The organism is Gammaproteobacteria bacterium (assembly GCA_017999615.1).
Classification (GTDB): Bacteria; Pseudomonadota; Gammaproteobacteria; order JAABTG01; family JAABTG01; genus JAGNLM01.
This window is the reverse complement of sequence record JAGNLM010000005.1, coordinates 136,049-150,161: the sequence shown is the minus strand read 5'-3', so window position 1 is coordinate 150,161 and position 14,113 is coordinate 136,049. Positions and strand designations below refer to the sequence as shown.

Genomic DNA, 14,113 nt, shown 5'->3' with positions numbered 1-14,113 from the left:
TCACCCGCTTCGGACCAAGCAACCGCGAGTGCTGGCGGGCGCACCCTACCTCGGGCGCCGCGGCTGGCCCCCCGGAGCCCCCGGCCGGGCCCGGGGGTCGCACCGGCCGGACAGTTCACGCCCACCGTCGCGGGCAAAGCGGCGGCCCTCCCCTGCACCTTGCCCCGGGTAGCCCCCGGGGCCTTTCTCGGAGGTCTCGTGCCCAAAATCCGCTGGATCGAGTGGCAGGGCGAGCGCTGGCGCCTGAGCCACCTGGCGGCCGAGCACCACCTGCACGTCGGCACCCTGGCCTCGCGCCTTGACCGCGGCCTGCCGCTGGAGCGCGCCCTGGCCACCGGTCTCTGCACCCGAGACGCCGCCGGCCGGCGCGGCCGGGATACCTCGCCCTGGGGTGAGTGGGTGGACCGGACCGCGACCGGGTGAGGGTGGAGCCGGATACAACGGATAGAGAAACTTCTAACCGTTGTACCCGAGTTGACGCCAAGGCCAGCGGGACGCGCGGCACCATGGCGGGACGGGATTCTTCGGGCGCACCGAAATTGCGTGCGCCCGAAAGCAAGGCGCCCACCCTCAAGCAGCTCGGGCGAGGGGGTGGCGCATGAGCGGCGAGACCCAGGAGCAGGTGGGTACGGCTATCGGGGTGGCACAACAAACGGTGAGCCTATGGTTTGGTGAGGATATAAGCGTTACCAGTAGTGGTAACGCTTATACCTCTCCGAAGTGTGGAGTGAAGATCCCTCCACAGGAGAATGCCGTCATCCTGGCTCGGTATCTGGCCGGAGAGACACAGGAGCAGGTGGGTACGGCTATCGGGGTAGCGCGGAGGACGGCAAGCGACTGGCTAGGCGACGATGGAAGCTTTGGCGGCGATGCCAATGCTTCCCCTGCCCCCGATTGCCGGGTGAAGGTGCCGCCCTGCCGCCTGTGGAGCTCGACTAGCACCCGCTACCCCGAGGCCCTGGCCAGGCCTGGCCGGGGCCTTTCTGCGTCTGGAGGCCACCCCGCGCGCGCGCGGGCGTGACCCTCGCTCTCCCCTTGACAGCCGCGCCCCGGCGGCTGGCGACTAACTGGCGACTAACTGTCGCCGCCCTGCCCGCGTTGCTGCGGCTGTTTCCTTTCCGATCAGCGGCTTAATTGGCGTCCCCAACGGGATTCGAACCCGTGTCGTCACCTTGAAAGGGTGATGTCCTAGGCCGTCTAGACGATGGGGACGGGAGAGGTTGAGTTGCGCCAGTCGTGCCGACGCAGCTCCCGAAGCGCGAAGGATGCCCTAGCCCAGGGTTAGTGATCACTCACAGGGGACGCAGACGCCGATGCGGATGCGCGCCTGGGTCCCTTCCGTTGCCTCACTTGCCCGCGCCCAGCGCGTTCGAGATGGTGTTGATGTAGTTGAAGTACCCGACCACGGCGACGGCCTCGAGGATCTCGCCGTCGCTGTAGCCGGCTGCCTTCAGCGCCGCGATGTCCGACGGAGCGATGCGATAGCTCTCCTTGCTCGCCGCCTTCACGCAGAAGCTCAGGAGGGCGCGCTCGTTGTCCGGCACGTCCATCGCATCCAGGCCCGCGATGGCCGCCTCGACCTGCTCCTCGCTCATCCCCAGGAGCTTGGCGATCCGGACGTGCTCGCCGATGCACATCTCGCAGCGATTCTGCACGGACACCAGGAGGGCGATGCTCTCCTTGACGTGAAAGGGCAGCTGCGTCGGGGTGAGCAGAAGCGTGCGCACCATGACCATGGTCATGGTGAAGATGTCCGGGCGGATGGCCACGAGATACGCGATCTCGCCGGGGTCCCCGGTCTTCGCGCGGGCGGCTTCCAACTGCTCCCGGACAGGCGGGGCCATCTGGTCGAGGGTGGGCAGGCTGACGTAGGCCACGTGGGTCTCCTCTGGACGGCGACAGCCGGACGGCGACGGCATTCGGCTTGCGCCCATCAAACAGCAAAAAACCCGCGTTTCCGCGGGCTCTGGCACTTCATGGGATCCGGTTCGGCTGTTTTATGGTGGAGCTAGACGGGATCGAACCGTCGACCTCTTGCATGCCATGCAAGCGCTCTCCCAGCTGAGCTATAGCCCCATTGGTGAGGGCGGGAAATCTAAGGCAAGGGCCGCGACCGTGTCAAGGCAGGCCCGCGAGGGCAGGCACGAGCGCCCTCACGCCTCCGCCCGCTTCCCGGCCCATGCGATGGCCCGCTCGAGGCGCGCCAGGCTCCGCTCGCGACCGAGCAGCTCCAGGGTGACGTCGATCGGCGGGGAGACCGCGGTCCCGCAGACCGCCACGCGCACCGGCTGGGCCAGCTTGCCGAGCTTGACCCCGAGGGTCTCGGCCGCGTCCACCACGGCCATGTGAATGGCCGGGGCGGACCACGTGCCCAGGTCGGCGAGCCGCTCCCGCAGCACCGCCAGCGGCCCAGCCGCATCCGCCGTGAGGTGTTTCGCCGCCGCCTGATCGTCGTAGGCCGCGAAGTCCTGGTAGAAGTAGAGGCTGTTCGCCGCCATCTCGGTCAGCGTCTTGGCTCGCTCGCGCTGGGCCACGACCACGTCCGCCAGGTCCGGTCCGGAGGTCGGGTCGACGCCGAACCGCCCCATGTGGGGAGCCAGGTGGCGTGCCACGTGCTCGGGCTCCCTCGATTTCAGGTAATGCTGGTTCAGCCAGAGCAGTTTCTCCGGGTTGAACGCGGACGCGGCCCTGTTGACGTCGCGGACGTCGAACAGCGACACCATCTCGTCGATCGAGAAGATCTCCTGGTCTCCGTGCGACCAGCCCAGGCGCACGAGGTAGTTCAGCAGCGCCTCGGGAAGGTAGCCGTCCTCGCGGTACTGCAGCACGCTCACCGCGCCGTGGCGCTTCGAGAGCTTCTGCCCGTCGGGCCCGAGGATCATGGGCACGTGCCCATACGCGGGCGGCTCGGCCCCCAGCGCCCGCAGGATGTTCATCTGCCGGGGTGTGTTGTTGACGTGATCGTCACCGCGCACCACGTGCGTGATCCGCATGTCGAGGTCGTCGACGACGACGGTGAAGTTGTACGTGGGCGTCCCGTCGGCGCGGACCAGGATCAGGTCGTCGAGCTCCGCGTTCTGGAAGGGGATCCGGCCCTTGATGAGATCCTCCACCACGACCACTCCGTTCTCGGGATTCCGGAACCGGATGACGGGGCGCACGCCCTCGGGGGGCGGGCCGGTGCGGTGCCGGCACAGACCGTCGTAGCGTGGCTTCTCCTTGCGCGCCATCTGAGCGCTGCGCAGCTCCTCCAGACGCTCCTTCGAGCAGTAGCAGTGGTAGGCCTTGCCCTCGGCGATGAGCCGGTCCGCCACCTCGCGATAGCGGTCGAAACGCTGGGTCTGGTAGAAGGGCCCCTCGTCGTAGTCGAGGCCGAGCCACGCCATCCCCTCGAGGATGGCGTTCACCGCCTCCGGTGTGGACCGCTCCAGGTCCGTGTCCTCGATCCGCAGGATGAACGTGCCGCCGTGCCGGCGGGCGTACAGCCAGGAAAAGAGGGCAGTGCGGACACCGCCGATGTGGAGGTATCCGGTGGGGCTCGGGGCGAAGCGCGTGCGCACGGTCATGGCGAAGGCAGGGCAATGGCAAGGGCCAGGCGCCGAGTCTACCAGCCGGCGGGGACCCCCGAAATCGGGCGGCCGGCGGCGGGGCAATGCCCGGCCTCCGGGGCGGGCAGGAGGCCGGCCGGGGAGTCCGGACGACCCGTGGGGAGGGGTCCTCATCTTTGGATTTGACCCGCGCTCGCACCAGTTCGTAGAATCCGCCCCGGAAACGGGCGATTAGCTCAGTGGGAGAGCACTGTCTTCACACGGCAGGGGTCGCTGGTTCGAGCCCAGCATCGCCCACCACCGGTTTCCTTGCCCGCAAGCAACCACTCCTCGGTCCCTCCGTCCGTCATGGCATCCCGCGCTTGCGGTCCGGTCCCAGCGGTTTCCCGACACCAGGAGCAGGACACATGAAGCACTCTCTCAAGGTAGCCCTCGGTTCCCTGCTGATCGTCAACGTCGGCTCGCTCGCGCTGGTCGACAACGCGGTCGCCGGCGGCATGGGCGACATGTTCAACCCGTCGAAGTGGTTCGGTGGCAAGAAGGACGAGCCGAGCTACGGCGCTCCGGCCTACGGCCAGCCCGGTTACGGCGCGCCCGGGTATGGTGCTCCGGCCTACGGCCAGCCCGGTTACGGCGCGCCCGGGTACGGGGCTCCGGCGTATGGCCAGCCCGGTTCTGGCGCACAGGGGTACGGCGCACCCGGGTACAACGCTCCTGCTTACGGTGGTGCACCGGCTTACGGTAGCGCCCCTGCCTATGGCGGCGCTCCGGCCTACGGCGGCGCACCCGGCTACGGGACGGCGCCCGCGCCCCAAGGCGCCCCGGGCTACGGCTACGGCGCTCCCGCCAGCGCACCGGCGATGCCGGCGCAGCCTCAGCTCCCTGCTCAGCCCCAGGTGCCCGCCCAGGCCCCTGCGGCGGCCCCGGCCATGCCGCAGACTCCCGCGATGCCCCAGGTGCCCACCTACACCCCGCCCGCCACCCAGGCGCCCGGAACTGGCGCCGGCGTGCCGGCCTACGTCCCGGCGCCGAGGACAACCGGAGCAGGGGCGATGACGGCGCCTCAACTCGGCGACTACAAGCCGATCGGGGGTTCCAGTTACGTGCCGCCCGGCGAGTACCGCCCGACCACCCAGAAGTAAGGTCGAAGCAACGCGAGCCACCGCCCTGGCCCGCAGCCGGGGCGGGCCCTCATGGCCTTCAGCCTCGACCAGTTCTACCAACTGAATCGGCGGGCCCTCATCTGGCTCGTCCTGTTCGGGCTGTTGTGGCTGATGCGGGACTTCTTCAGCCTGGTCTTCCTCACCTTCGTCCTGGCTTTCGTCGCGCTCCGCCTCGCGGGCTTCGGGCCCAGGTACCTCCGCCTGCCGTACCGTGTCTCCCTGGTCGCCGTCTACCTGATCTTCCTGGCCGGACTCACCGGCTTCGTCAGTTACGTCACGCCGAACGTGATCCGGGAGGCGACTTCCCTGATCGGGCGTCTCGGGGACATCCAGGCGACGCTGGTCGGGGTCAAGACGGGCTTCGTGCAGCGCTACCCCGCCATGCAGCGCCCCCTGGTCGGCTTTCTTCGCAGCGTCCTCGATGCGGAGTCACGCCAGCGGGTGGACGAGAAGCTGAGTCGCGAGACGCGAAGCCTCGGGCTGGACCCCGGACTGATCGGCAAGGATCTGAACGGGGCCGAGTTGGACCCCGCGACCGCCGGCAGCCTGGCACGTTACAACACCCTCGAGGAGGACCTGCTGCTCGACTCCATCCTCGCGCAGCAGAAGGTCCGCATCCGCGAGTACGCACCGCACGCCATCAACCTGCTCTACCAGGGCGCGGTGACGACGCTGCTGGCGCTGCTCTTCAGTTTCCTCATCCTCATCGACCACGACCGGTTGGTCAGCCAGATCCGCGGCCTGCGCGCCTCGCGCCTGCAGGACTTCTACGAGGAAGCGGCGCAGCCGGTGGTGCGTTTCGCGTACGTCGTGGGACGCTCCATCCAGGCCCAGGCCCTGATCGCCCTGGTGAACACGGCGCTCACGGCGACCGGCCTCGCCTTCCTCGGGGTCCCTTCGCTCGCCGTGCTTTCGCTCATCGTGTTCGTGTGCGGCTTCATCCCCGTGCTCGGGACGTTCATCTCGACGACCCCCATCGTGCTGGTGGCGCTGAACGCGGGAGGTCTGGAGAAGGCGGCCGCAGTGGTCGTGCTGGTATCCGTCGTGCACCTGGTCGAGGCCTACCTCCTCAACCCGCAGATCTTCGGCCGACACCTGAACCTCAATCCGGTCCTGGTGCTGATCATCCTCTTCGTGGGGTACCACGCGTTCGGGATCTGGGGGATGGTGCTTGGGGTTCCGGTGACGCTCTACGTCCTGCACGACGTCTTCGGCGTCCCGATGTCGTACTCCGCAGCCCGCGTGGTGGATACCCCGGCCTGCTGACCTGCCTCAGGCCGGCCGAGCTGCCTCACCGCAGGCGGCCGCCCCCGAGCAGGCTCTCACGCCAGTAGGAGTCCTCGAGGCTGGCGTAGCAGACGCGACTGCCGCTCGAAGGCGCGTGGACGAAGAGCAGGTCCTCGACGTAGATCCCCACGTGCAGGCCCTTGCCGGGACCAGGCCGAAAGAACACCAGGTCCCCGGGGCGAAGACGGCTGCGGCTCACCGGGCTCGCCCGCGCGAACTGCTCGCGGGCGGTGCGCGGAACCTCCACGCCGAGGGCGTTGCGATGGGCGTATTGCACGAGCCCGCTGCAGTCGAAGCTCGTGGGTCCGCTCGCCCCGTAGACATACGGCCGCCCCACCTGCTCCTGGGCGAGCCTCGCCACGGGGTCGGCGCTCGCGGAGGGTGTGCGACTGACCGGCGCGGTGCTGCAGCCCCCGAGCACCAGCGCCAGGAGCAGGAGCGCGAGCGGTCGGCCCTCGCGACGGGGGGTACCCCCGCCTCCGGCTCCGGCTCCGGCTCCGGGGGCTTGGCACTTTGGATTCTCGGACATCGAGCCCAATCAGCGTGTTGCCAAAGAGACCTCTACCTATAGTGCAAGTCTAGCTTCCGTCAAGTCGTGTGCAAGCCTCAAGGCCGTAGCGGGATCCCCCGATACAGACCTGTGACGAGCCGTCAGGACCGACCGTGACCATCGCTGAGCCCCGGGCCATCCAGCAGCGCTTCCTGGCGTTGAACCGCGAGCGCCTGAAGCGCACCGTGGCCGCCCTCCCCCAGCGCCAGCGCCCCTTCGTGGAGGTGCTGCCGATCCTCTTCCACACCAACCACCCGGCACTGCCCGGGTTCGTCTCCCGGGACGCCCCGTACGGCGTCGCCGCCTACTCCCCGTCGGAACACGCGCTGGCGTCGGCCGGCCGGGTGGCCCGCACCTTCGACTACAAGCGCCGCGTCCCGCTCACCTACGACGTGGACGCCCTGTACCTGATGGGCAGCTCGGGGACGCTGGCCTATTCCGAGCACAGCGATTTCGACGTCTGGCTCTGCCACCGCGAGGACCTGCCGGAGGCGGCGATCGAGGTCCTGCGCCGCAAGGCGCAGGGCGTGGCCGAGTGGGCGGCCACCCTGGACCTCGAGGTGCACTTCTACCTGATGTCGGCCGCGGACGTCCGCTCCGGACGCTTCGACGGCCTGTCCGAGCAGAGCAGCGGGAGCGCCCAGCGCCAGCTGCTGCTCGAGGAGTTCTACCGCACGGCGCTCCTGGTCGCCGGGCGCCAGCCCCTCTGGTGGCTCGTCCCGCCCGAGCACGACGGGGAGTACGAGGCGTACGGTGGCGAACTGCTGCGCCGGCGCTTCGTGGACTCCGCCGAGGTGCTGGACTTCGGCGGGCTGCAGGGGGTTCCGGCCAACGAGTTCCTGGGGGCAGCCCTCTGGCAGCTCTACAAGGCCGTCTCGAGCCCCTACAAGTCGCTCCTGAAGATCCTCCTGCTCGAGAGCTACGCGAGCGAATTCCCCAACCCGGGGCTCCTGGCCCAGAGGTTCAAGGCGGCCGTGTACGCCGGGACGACCCAGCTCGACCGGCTCGACCCGTACGCCCTGATGCTGGAGAAGGTCGAGGGCTACCTGCTCGCCCAGGGGGACCGGGAGAGGGTCGAGCTCGCCCGCCGGTGCCTGTACTTCAAGGCCGGCCAGCACCTGAGCCGCCCGCGGCCACCCGGCGAGGACGACCCCCGCCCCGCGCAGCTTCGGGCCCTCGTTCAGACCTGGCACTGGAACGAGGCCCAGGTCCAGAACCTGGACCTGCGCGACACCTGGAAGCTCGAGCGCGTCGTCGAGGATCGCCAGCGCATCGTCCAGGCCCTGACCCGCAGCTACCGGGCGCTGTCCGCCTTCGCGCGCCAGCACACCGCAACCGCCGCCATCAGCCAGCGGGACATGACCATTCTGGGCCGGCGGCTCTTCGCCGCGTTCGAGCACCGCGTCGGCAAGGTCCAGTGGATCAGCGGCGTGCGTTTGGGGCAGCTCGCCGAATCGCACCTGGTGCTCCAGCGGGTCCGTTACGACGGCCGGGAAGAGTGGCTCGTCTTCCGGGGCAGCGGCACCGCCCAGGGGGGGAGACTGCTCCCCGCCCTGCGCCGTGCGGGCACCCTGGTCGAGGCCCTGGTCTGGTGCCATTTCAACGGCGTCGCCACCGAGCGCACGTCAGTCGCCCTCGAGGGTGAGGAGCAGTCCGTCTTCGGGCGGGAGCTGCCCTTCACGCTCGGCGCCCTGCGCCGAGCGTTTCCCGCCACCGAGCCGGGCGAGCCGAGCGTCGAGGCCCTGGGGGCGCCCTCCCGGCCGCTCCGAGCCTGCATGCTGCTCAACCTCGGGGTCGACCCCCTCGCGAGCTACACGCGCCACGGCCTGCACCTCACCACCGACCGCCTGGACCCGCTCAACTACGGGGCGCGCGAGGACAACCTCTGCCTCGCGATCGACTACGTCTTCGTGACCAGCTGGAAGGAGGTGTTCACGGCCCACTACGAGGGGGCGGACGGGCTCGTCGATTGCCTGCGGGACTGGCTGGCCCACACCGCTCTGGGGCCCGTGGATCTCACCGTCCACTGCTTCACGCCCTACCGGGGCCCGAGCATCGCCCACCGGGTGCAGGGACTGCTGGAGGAGGCCGCGCGGGTGTTCGCCGCGGGGGAGGAGCGCCGGGGCACCCGGTGGCTCATGAAGGTCTCCGACGTCTTCTTCAGTGTCACCTTCGAAGGCGAGCGGCCACGGGTGGAACGCGTGGGTAACGCCGCCGCCCTGCACGAGCACCTGGGCAGCGCCCTGCCGGAGTACGCCGCCACGCGGTTTGACCGCGGGTCCTCGTCCGGCTCCGCCCTGCCCGTGGTGTACGCCTGCAACGCGCCGGGGCGGGTCCAGGTCTTCTACCAGGTCCGCGGGGCGGAGGCCGACGTCTACGTGCTCGACGAGAACGGCTCGCTCTTCAGGGACACGGTTCCCTTCCACGAGGAGCTCACGCTGCTCACCCCGTACGCGCGCTTCCTCGAGGCCGTCGCGTTTCGCCAGAACGCGAGCGGCCTGGGACGTCCGGCGGCTGAGGCCGGCGACCCCCTCGAGTTCTACCGCCTCGCGGCGCAGCGCTCGGGCGATCTCGCGGCCTCCCGGGTGACCCGGCCGGTCCGCGCGACGCTTCAGCCCTATCTGGAGGTGAAGGTCGTGGTGGAGACCGAGACCCCGCAACCGTCCCTGCGGGTGCTCTGCGACGGGGTCGAGTACTCCACCGGGGACCACGGTCCCCACCTCTTCGAAGAGGTGGTCGCGCAGGTGCTGGCGGCCCGCGGGAGCGGCGAGCCCTACCCCGTGTACGTCACCGACGTGGACCTCTCGGCCATCGACGACCGCCCGGGGGTGAGCGGACTCACCCCCACGGTCCGCTACCTGTACTACAAGGCGGAGGTCGAGCGCCGCCTGAACCAGGCGCTGGCCGCGCAATGACCTGAGAGACAGCACCCGTCGCATCGGGGGCGAGGTCCGCACGCCGCCAGCAAGGCTCGGAAGACCTTCCGCGCCCGGAACGCCGGTCGAGCGGCGCGAGGCCTCCGGCAGGGGGAGGCGTCGCGTGCGGGCCGGGAGAGGGCATCACGGGGATGGACGGCCCCCGGGCGAGGGGCCGCCCCTAGGCGGGCCGGCGGCGCCGGGGTGCAGCCCTCTTGCGGGGCCGGGGCCGTGCGGGGGACGCGACGGGCAAACCGGCCGCGGCCCGCAGGCCGTCGATCGCCGCAGGCTCGAGCTCCTGCCAGCGCCCCGGGCGCAGCATGCGCGGCAGGGCGAAGGGCCCGTAGCGGACCCGGATCAGCCGGCTGACCCGCACGCCCTGGGACTCCCACAGGCGGCGCACCTCGCGCTGCCGGCCCTCGCGCAGCACCACCCGGAACCAGTGGTTGCGCCCCTCGCCCCCCGCGTCCACGACCTGGTCGAAGTGCGCAGGTCCGTCGTCCAACTCGACGCCCTCGCGCAGCCGTTCCAGGGTGCCTTCGGGGACCTCGCCGAACACCCGCACGGCGTACTCCCGCTCGACCGCGCTGCGCGGGTGCATCAGCGCGGCGGCGAGCGCCCCGTCGTTGGTGAAGAGCAGCAGCCCGGTCGTGTTGACGTCGAGGCGGCCCACGGCGATCCAGCGGCCCCGCGGCAGGTGTTCGAACACGGTCGGCCTGCCCTCGGGGTCCCGGCGCGTGGCGACCTCCCCCTCGGGCTTGTGATAGGCCAGGACCCGGGCGGCGGGCGCCTCCCGGAATCTCCGCCGCGTCACCGCCCGGCCGTCGACCGTCACCGAGTCGGTGGGGCCGACCCGCACGCCGAGCAAGGCCGGCTGACCATTGACCCGTACGCGCCCGGCGACGATCCAGCCCTCAATCTCCCGCCGCGAGCCGAGCCCGAGGTCGGCCAGCACCTTCTGAACCCGTTCCCGGCGCAGGGGCTCGGTGCGCACCTCGGCGCTGGCGCGGGTCTTCCGGGTGCGCGCGGGTCGGGCCGCCCTCACGCGTCGCCCTCCCCCGCGTGGGCACTCTCGGGCGCAGGCAACCCTCGCGGCCTCGGCGAAGCCGCAGGCGCAGCGCCCTCCTCGCCCTCCCCCGCGTCCTGCGCAGCCACGGCGGCCCCGGCGACGACCGCCTCGAAGAGGTCGCCGGTCATCCGGTCCAGGTCCTGGAGCTCGGAGAGCGGCGGAAGGTCCGAGAGCTGCTTCAGATTGAAGTCGTCCAGGAACTGGCGCGTCGTGCCGAAGAGGGAGGGCCGCCCGGGAGTGTCCCGATGCCCCACCACCCGCACCCAGTCCCGGTCCTGAAGCGTCTTGAAGATCGAGCTGCTCACCCCCACTCCGCGAATCTCCTCGATCTCGGCACGGCTGACGGGCTGACGATAGGCGATGAGGGCGAGCGTCTCGAGAAGGGCCCGGGAGTAGCGGGCCGGACGCTCGGCCCACAGGCGGCCGAGCCGCCGGGCGTATTCCGGGAGAACCTGGATCCGGAACCCGCTGGCGACCTCCCGAAGCTCGATACCGCGCCCGGAGTACTCCTCCGCCATCCGGCTCAGGGTCTCACGGACGAGGCGCCGGTCGGGCAGAGCCACGTCCGGGGACTCCGGGTCGAACAGCTCGACCAGGCTGTCCACGGAGAGCGGGCGGCCAGCGGCGAGCAGGGCCGCCTCGAGCGTGTTGCGGATCTCCTCCGGACTCACGCGCCGCCCCTCCCGGGGACGGGCAGACCGGGTCCGTCCGCACTCGGCACGTGGAGCCCCACGGGGTTCAGGCGACCGCCCGCAGGTGGATGGGACCGAACGGCTCGGCCTGGGCGAGCTCGATCAGAGCGGAGCGCAGCAGCTCCAGCAGGGCCAGCAGGGTCACCACGACCCCGGCCCGCCCCTCCCCGGGGACCAGGCAGTCCGCCAGCTCCACGAAGCGCCCGCCCGACAGCCGCTCCAGGACCCGGCTCATGCGCTCGCGCACGGAGAGCGGCTCGCGCCGCACGTGGTGGCTCGCGAACAGGTCGGCGCGGGCCATCAGCTCGCGCATCGCCCCCAGCAGGTCGGCGAGGGTGACGGTCGGTAGCGGTCGCGTGCCGAGGGCACCGGGCGCCTCCACCACCGTCGCGAGCAGGTCCCGGCCCAGCCGCGGCAGGCCGTCCAGGTCTTCCGCGGCCCGCTTGATCCGCTCGTACTCCTGCAGGCGGCGCACCAGCTCGGCCCGCGGGTCCTCCTCCAGAGCGGTGGCCGCCGGGCGGGGCAGGAGCATGCGCGACTTGATCTCGGCCAGCGTGGCCGCCATCACCAGGTACTCGGCCGCCAGCTCGAGCTTGAGCTCCTTCATCAGCTCCACGTACTCCACGTACTGGCGGGTCACCTCGGCGATGGGGATGTCGAGGATGTCGAGCCCGTGGCGCTTGATCAGGTAGAGCAGCAGGTCGAGCGGGCCCGCGAACGCCTCCAGGACCACCTCCAGGGCGTCGGGCGGGATGTAGAGGTCCCGCGGCACCTCCGCGAGCGGCGTACCCCGGACCAGGGCGAGCGGCGAAGGTGCCGCCGCGCCTTCGCGCGAAGGGGGGGCCGGGATCGCGTGGAGGACGGCCGCCACGATCCCCTACCGGTACGCCAGCCCCATGGCGTGGCGGACCTCGTCGAGTGTCTCGCGAGCCACCGCGCGGGCCTCTTCGCAGCCCTCCGCGACGATCCCACGCACGGTCTCCGGACGCGCCCGGTATTCCTGCGCCCGTTCCTGGATGGGCGCGAGCTCCGCGAGCACGGCCTCGACCACGGGCTGCTTGCAGTCCAGGCAACCGATGCCGGCGCTGCGGCACCCCTGCTGGACCCACCCCTTGACCTCCTCGCTCGAGTAGATCTCGTGGAACTGCCAGACGGGGCACTTCGCCGGATCGCCGGGGTCGGTGCGGCGCACACGCGCAGGGTCGGTGGGCATCGTGCGGAGCTTCCGGGTGACCGACGCCGGGTCCTCGCGCAGCGAGATGGCGTTGCCGTAGGACTTGGACATCTTCTGGCCGTCCAGGCCCGGCATCTTGGAGGCCGGCGTCAGCAGGGCCTGGGGCTCGGGCAGGATCACCTTCCCGCCGCCCTCCAGATACCCGTACAGCCGCTCCCGGTCGCCGAGCGAGAGGCTCTGCTGGGCCTCGAGCAGGGCACGAGCCTTCTCCAGGGCCTCGGCGTCTCCCTGCTCCTGGTAGCGCCGCCGTAGCTCCTGGTAGAGGTGCCCGGCCTTCTTGCCCATGTGCTTGACCGCCGCCTCCGCCTTCTCGGCGAAGTCTGGCTCGCGCCCGTAGAGGTGGTTGAAGCGCCGGGCCACCTCGCGGGTGAGCTCCACGTGCGCGACCTGGTCCTCGCCGACCGGGACGAAACCGGCCTTGTAGATCAGGATGTCGGCGGCCTGCAGAAGCGGATAGCCGAGGAAGCCGTAGGTCGAGAGGTCGCGGTCCTGGAGCCGTTCCTGCTGCTCCTTGTAGGTGGGGACACGCTCCAGCCAACCGAGCGGGGTGAACATGGACAACAGGAGGTGCAGCTCGGCGTGCTCCGGCACCCGGGACTGCACGAACATCCGCGCGAGGCCGGGGTTGATGCCCGCGGCGAGCCAGTCGACCACCATCTCCCACACGTTGTCGGCGATGGCCCCGGGCTCGTTGTAGTGCGTGGTGAGCGCGTGCCAGTCGGCGACGAAGAAGAAGCTCTCGTACTCCTGCTGCAGGCGCAGCCAGTTCTTCAGGACACCGTGGTAGTGGCCCAGGTGCAGGGCACCGGTCGGGCGCATGCCCGAGAGCACGCGCTGGTGTTGGGGTGCGACGCTCGCCACGGCTAGCTCCTCTTACGCCGCGACCCCAGGGGGTCGGGCCGATGCGGTCCCAGGGGGACCGGTCGTCTTGCGTGGATGGCTCGCCCCGGGCTCACAGCGCGCCCAGGGCCTCCAGGACCTGCAGGGTGATCTCTCCAGGAAGTCCGCCGAGCCACCCCAGGGCGGTGGCGCCGAAGAATAGTACGGGCGACAGGACCTGTCCAAGGACGCCCAGGGCCAGCAGCGCCAGCAGGATCACGAGACCGTAGGGCTCCGTCCGCGCCAACCGGGCCGCGACCCGTCGGGGCAGGAGCGCGGCGAGGATCCGCCCGCCGTCGAGGGGCAGGATCGGCACCAGGTTGAGCAGGAGGAGGATCAGGTTGATGAAGATCCCCGCCACGCCCATGTAGACGAGAGGCACCCCGAGCCAGGGCAGCGCCTCGTGGGTGAGGGTCCCCAGGCGCACCACCAGGGTCCAGAAGAGGGCCATCACGAGGTTCGCGGTGGGGCCGGCCGCGGCGACGAGCGCCATGTCCCGATGCGGGTCACGCAGATTCTCCCGGGTCACCGGCACGGGGCGCGCCCAACCGAACACGAAGCCACCGGCGTACAGGAGCAGGCCCGGCAGGAGCACGGTGCCGATGGGGTCGATGTGCTTCAGGGGATTCACGGTGAGCCGACCCAGCATCATCGCCGTCGGGTCGCCGAGCGCGCGCGCCACCCATCCGTGGGCGACCTCGTGGATCGTGATGGCGAAGAGCACGGGCAGCACCCAGATGGCGATGCGTTGTGCCAGGTTGAGCTCGTCCATCGCC

12 protein-coding genes and 3 tRNA genes are annotated in these 14,113 nt (G+C 70.6%); 5 read left to right on the top strand and 10 right to left on the bottom strand.

Annotated features, from left to right (window positions below):
* The first annotated feature begins 198 nt into the window (after positions 1–198).
* Positions 199–423 (top strand): hypothetical protein, encoded by a 225-nt coding sequence (locus KA217_06845; GenBank protein MBP7712167.1) that lies wholly within the window; start codon positions 199–201, stop codon positions 421–423.
* A 712-nt stretch (positions 424–1,135) separates the two neighbouring features.
* Here the strand turns inward: KA217_06845 and KA217_06840 are convergent.
* From KA217_06840 to gltX, 4 genes are all read right to left on the bottom strand, one after another.
* Positions 1,136–1,212: transfer RNA gene (locus KA217_06840), tRNA-Glu, on the bottom strand.
* Positions 1,213–1,346: 134 nt separating this feature from the next.
* On the bottom strand, positions 1,347–1,877 hold the full coding sequence (locus KA217_06835) for a peroxidase-related enzyme (protein ID MBP7712166.1): 531 nt from the start codon (positions 1,875–1,877) through the stop codon (positions 1,347–1,349).
* 123 nt (positions 1,878–2,000) lie between these two features.
* Positions 2,001–2,076 (bottom strand) — tRNA-Ala (locus KA217_06830).
* 77 nt (positions 2,077–2,153) lie between these two features.
* Complete coding sequence (gene gltX, locus KA217_06825; GenBank protein ID MBP7712165.1) at positions 2,154–3,566, bottom strand: glutamate--tRNA ligase; 1,413 nt, start codon at positions 3,564–3,566, stop codon at positions 2,154–2,156.
* A 207-nt stretch (positions 3,567–3,773) separates the two neighbouring features.
* Between gltX and KA217_06820 the strand changes: the two genes are divergently transcribed.
* From KA217_06820 to KA217_06810, 3 genes are all read left to right on the top strand, one after another.
* Positions 3,774–3,848 (top strand) — tRNA-Val (locus KA217_06820).
* Positions 3,849–3,955: 107 nt separating this feature from the next.
* Entirely contained in the window at positions 3,956–4,690 is a 735-nt protein-coding gene (locus tag KA217_06815; GenBank protein ID MBP7712164.1) for a hypothetical protein, read from the top strand.
* A 51-nt stretch (positions 4,691–4,741) separates the two neighbouring features.
* The gene (locus tag KA217_06810; GenBank protein ID MBP7712163.1) at positions 4,742–5,977 is read left to right on the top strand and encodes an AI-2E family transporter; all 1,236 of its coding nucleotides are present in this window, start codon (positions 4,742–4,744) and stop codon (positions 5,975–5,977) included.
* A 25-nt stretch (positions 5,978–6,002) separates the two neighbouring features.
* Here the strand turns inward: KA217_06810 and KA217_06805 are convergent, their stop codons facing one another.
* The gene (locus KA217_06805; GenBank protein MBP7712162.1) at positions 6,003–6,527 is read right to left on the bottom strand and encodes a C40 family peptidase; all 525 of its coding nucleotides are present in this window, start codon (positions 6,525–6,527) and stop codon (positions 6,003–6,005) included.
* 134 nt (positions 6,528–6,661) lie between these two features.
* Between KA217_06805 and KA217_06800 the strand changes: the two genes are divergently transcribed.
* The gene (locus KA217_06800) at positions 6,662–9,463 is read left to right on the top strand and encodes a class I adenylate cyclase (GenBank protein ID MBP7712161.1); all 2,802 of its coding nucleotides are present in this window, start codon (positions 6,662–6,664) and stop codon (positions 9,461–9,463) included.
* A gap of 181 nt (positions 9,464–9,644) precedes the next feature.
* Here KA217_06800 and KA217_06795 read toward each other — a convergent pair whose 3' ends face one another.
* The 5 genes from KA217_06795 to KA217_06775 all read right to left on the bottom strand — a co-directional run bounded on the left by KA217_06795 (position 9,645) and on the right by KA217_06775 (position 14,109).
* Positions 9,645–10,442, bottom strand: coding sequence for a pseudouridine synthase (locus KA217_06795; protein MBP7712160.1), 798 nt, complete (start codon positions 10,440–10,442; stop codon positions 9,645–9,647).
* A 62-nt stretch (positions 10,443–10,504) separates the two neighbouring features.
* On the bottom strand, positions 10,505–11,203 hold the full coding sequence (gene scpB / locus KA217_06790) for an SMC-Scp complex subunit ScpB (protein ID MBP7712159.1): 699 nt from the start codon (positions 11,201–11,203) through the stop codon (positions 10,505–10,507).
* Positions 11,204–11,270: 67 nt separating this feature from the next.
* Complete coding sequence (locus KA217_06785; GenBank protein MBP7712158.1) at positions 11,271–12,074, bottom strand: segregation/condensation protein A; 804 nt, start codon at positions 12,072–12,074, stop codon at positions 11,271–11,273.
* Between the two features lie 27 nt (positions 12,075–12,101).
* A complete protein-coding gene (locus KA217_06780) occupies positions 12,102–13,319 on the bottom strand; it encodes a tryptophan--tRNA ligase (protein ID MBP7712157.1) in 1,218 nt (405 codons plus the stop codon).
* A gap of 91 nt (positions 13,320–13,410) precedes the next feature.
* Positions 13,411–14,109 (bottom strand): site-2 protease family protein, encoded by a 699-nt coding sequence (locus KA217_06775; GenBank protein ID MBP7712156.1) that lies wholly within the window; start codon positions 14,107–14,109, stop codon positions 13,411–13,413.
* Positions 14,110–14,113 lie beyond the last annotated feature (4 nt).

Excerpts from the sequence above, each read along its gene's own strand:
- gltX (MBP7712165.1), bottom strand. The coding sequence starts at position 3,566 with ATGACCGTGCGCACGCGCTTCGCCCCGAGCCCCACCGGATACCTCCAC.
- KA217_06815 (MBP7712164.1), top strand. The coding sequence starts at position 3,956 with ATGAAGCACTCTCTCAAGGTAGCCCTCGGTTCCCTGCTGATCGTCAAC.
- KA217_06775 (MBP7712156.1), bottom strand. The coding sequence starts at position 14,109 with ATGGACGAGCTCAACCTGGCACAACGCATCGCCATCTGGGTGCTGCCC.
- KA217_06810 (MBP7712163.1), top strand. The coding sequence starts at position 4,742 with ATGGCCTTCAGCCTCGACCAGTTCTACCAACTGAATCGGCGGGCCCTC.
- KA217_06805 (MBP7712162.1), bottom strand. The coding sequence starts at position 6,527 with ATGTCCGAGAATCCAAAGTGCCAAGCCCCCGGAGCCGGAGCCGGAGCC.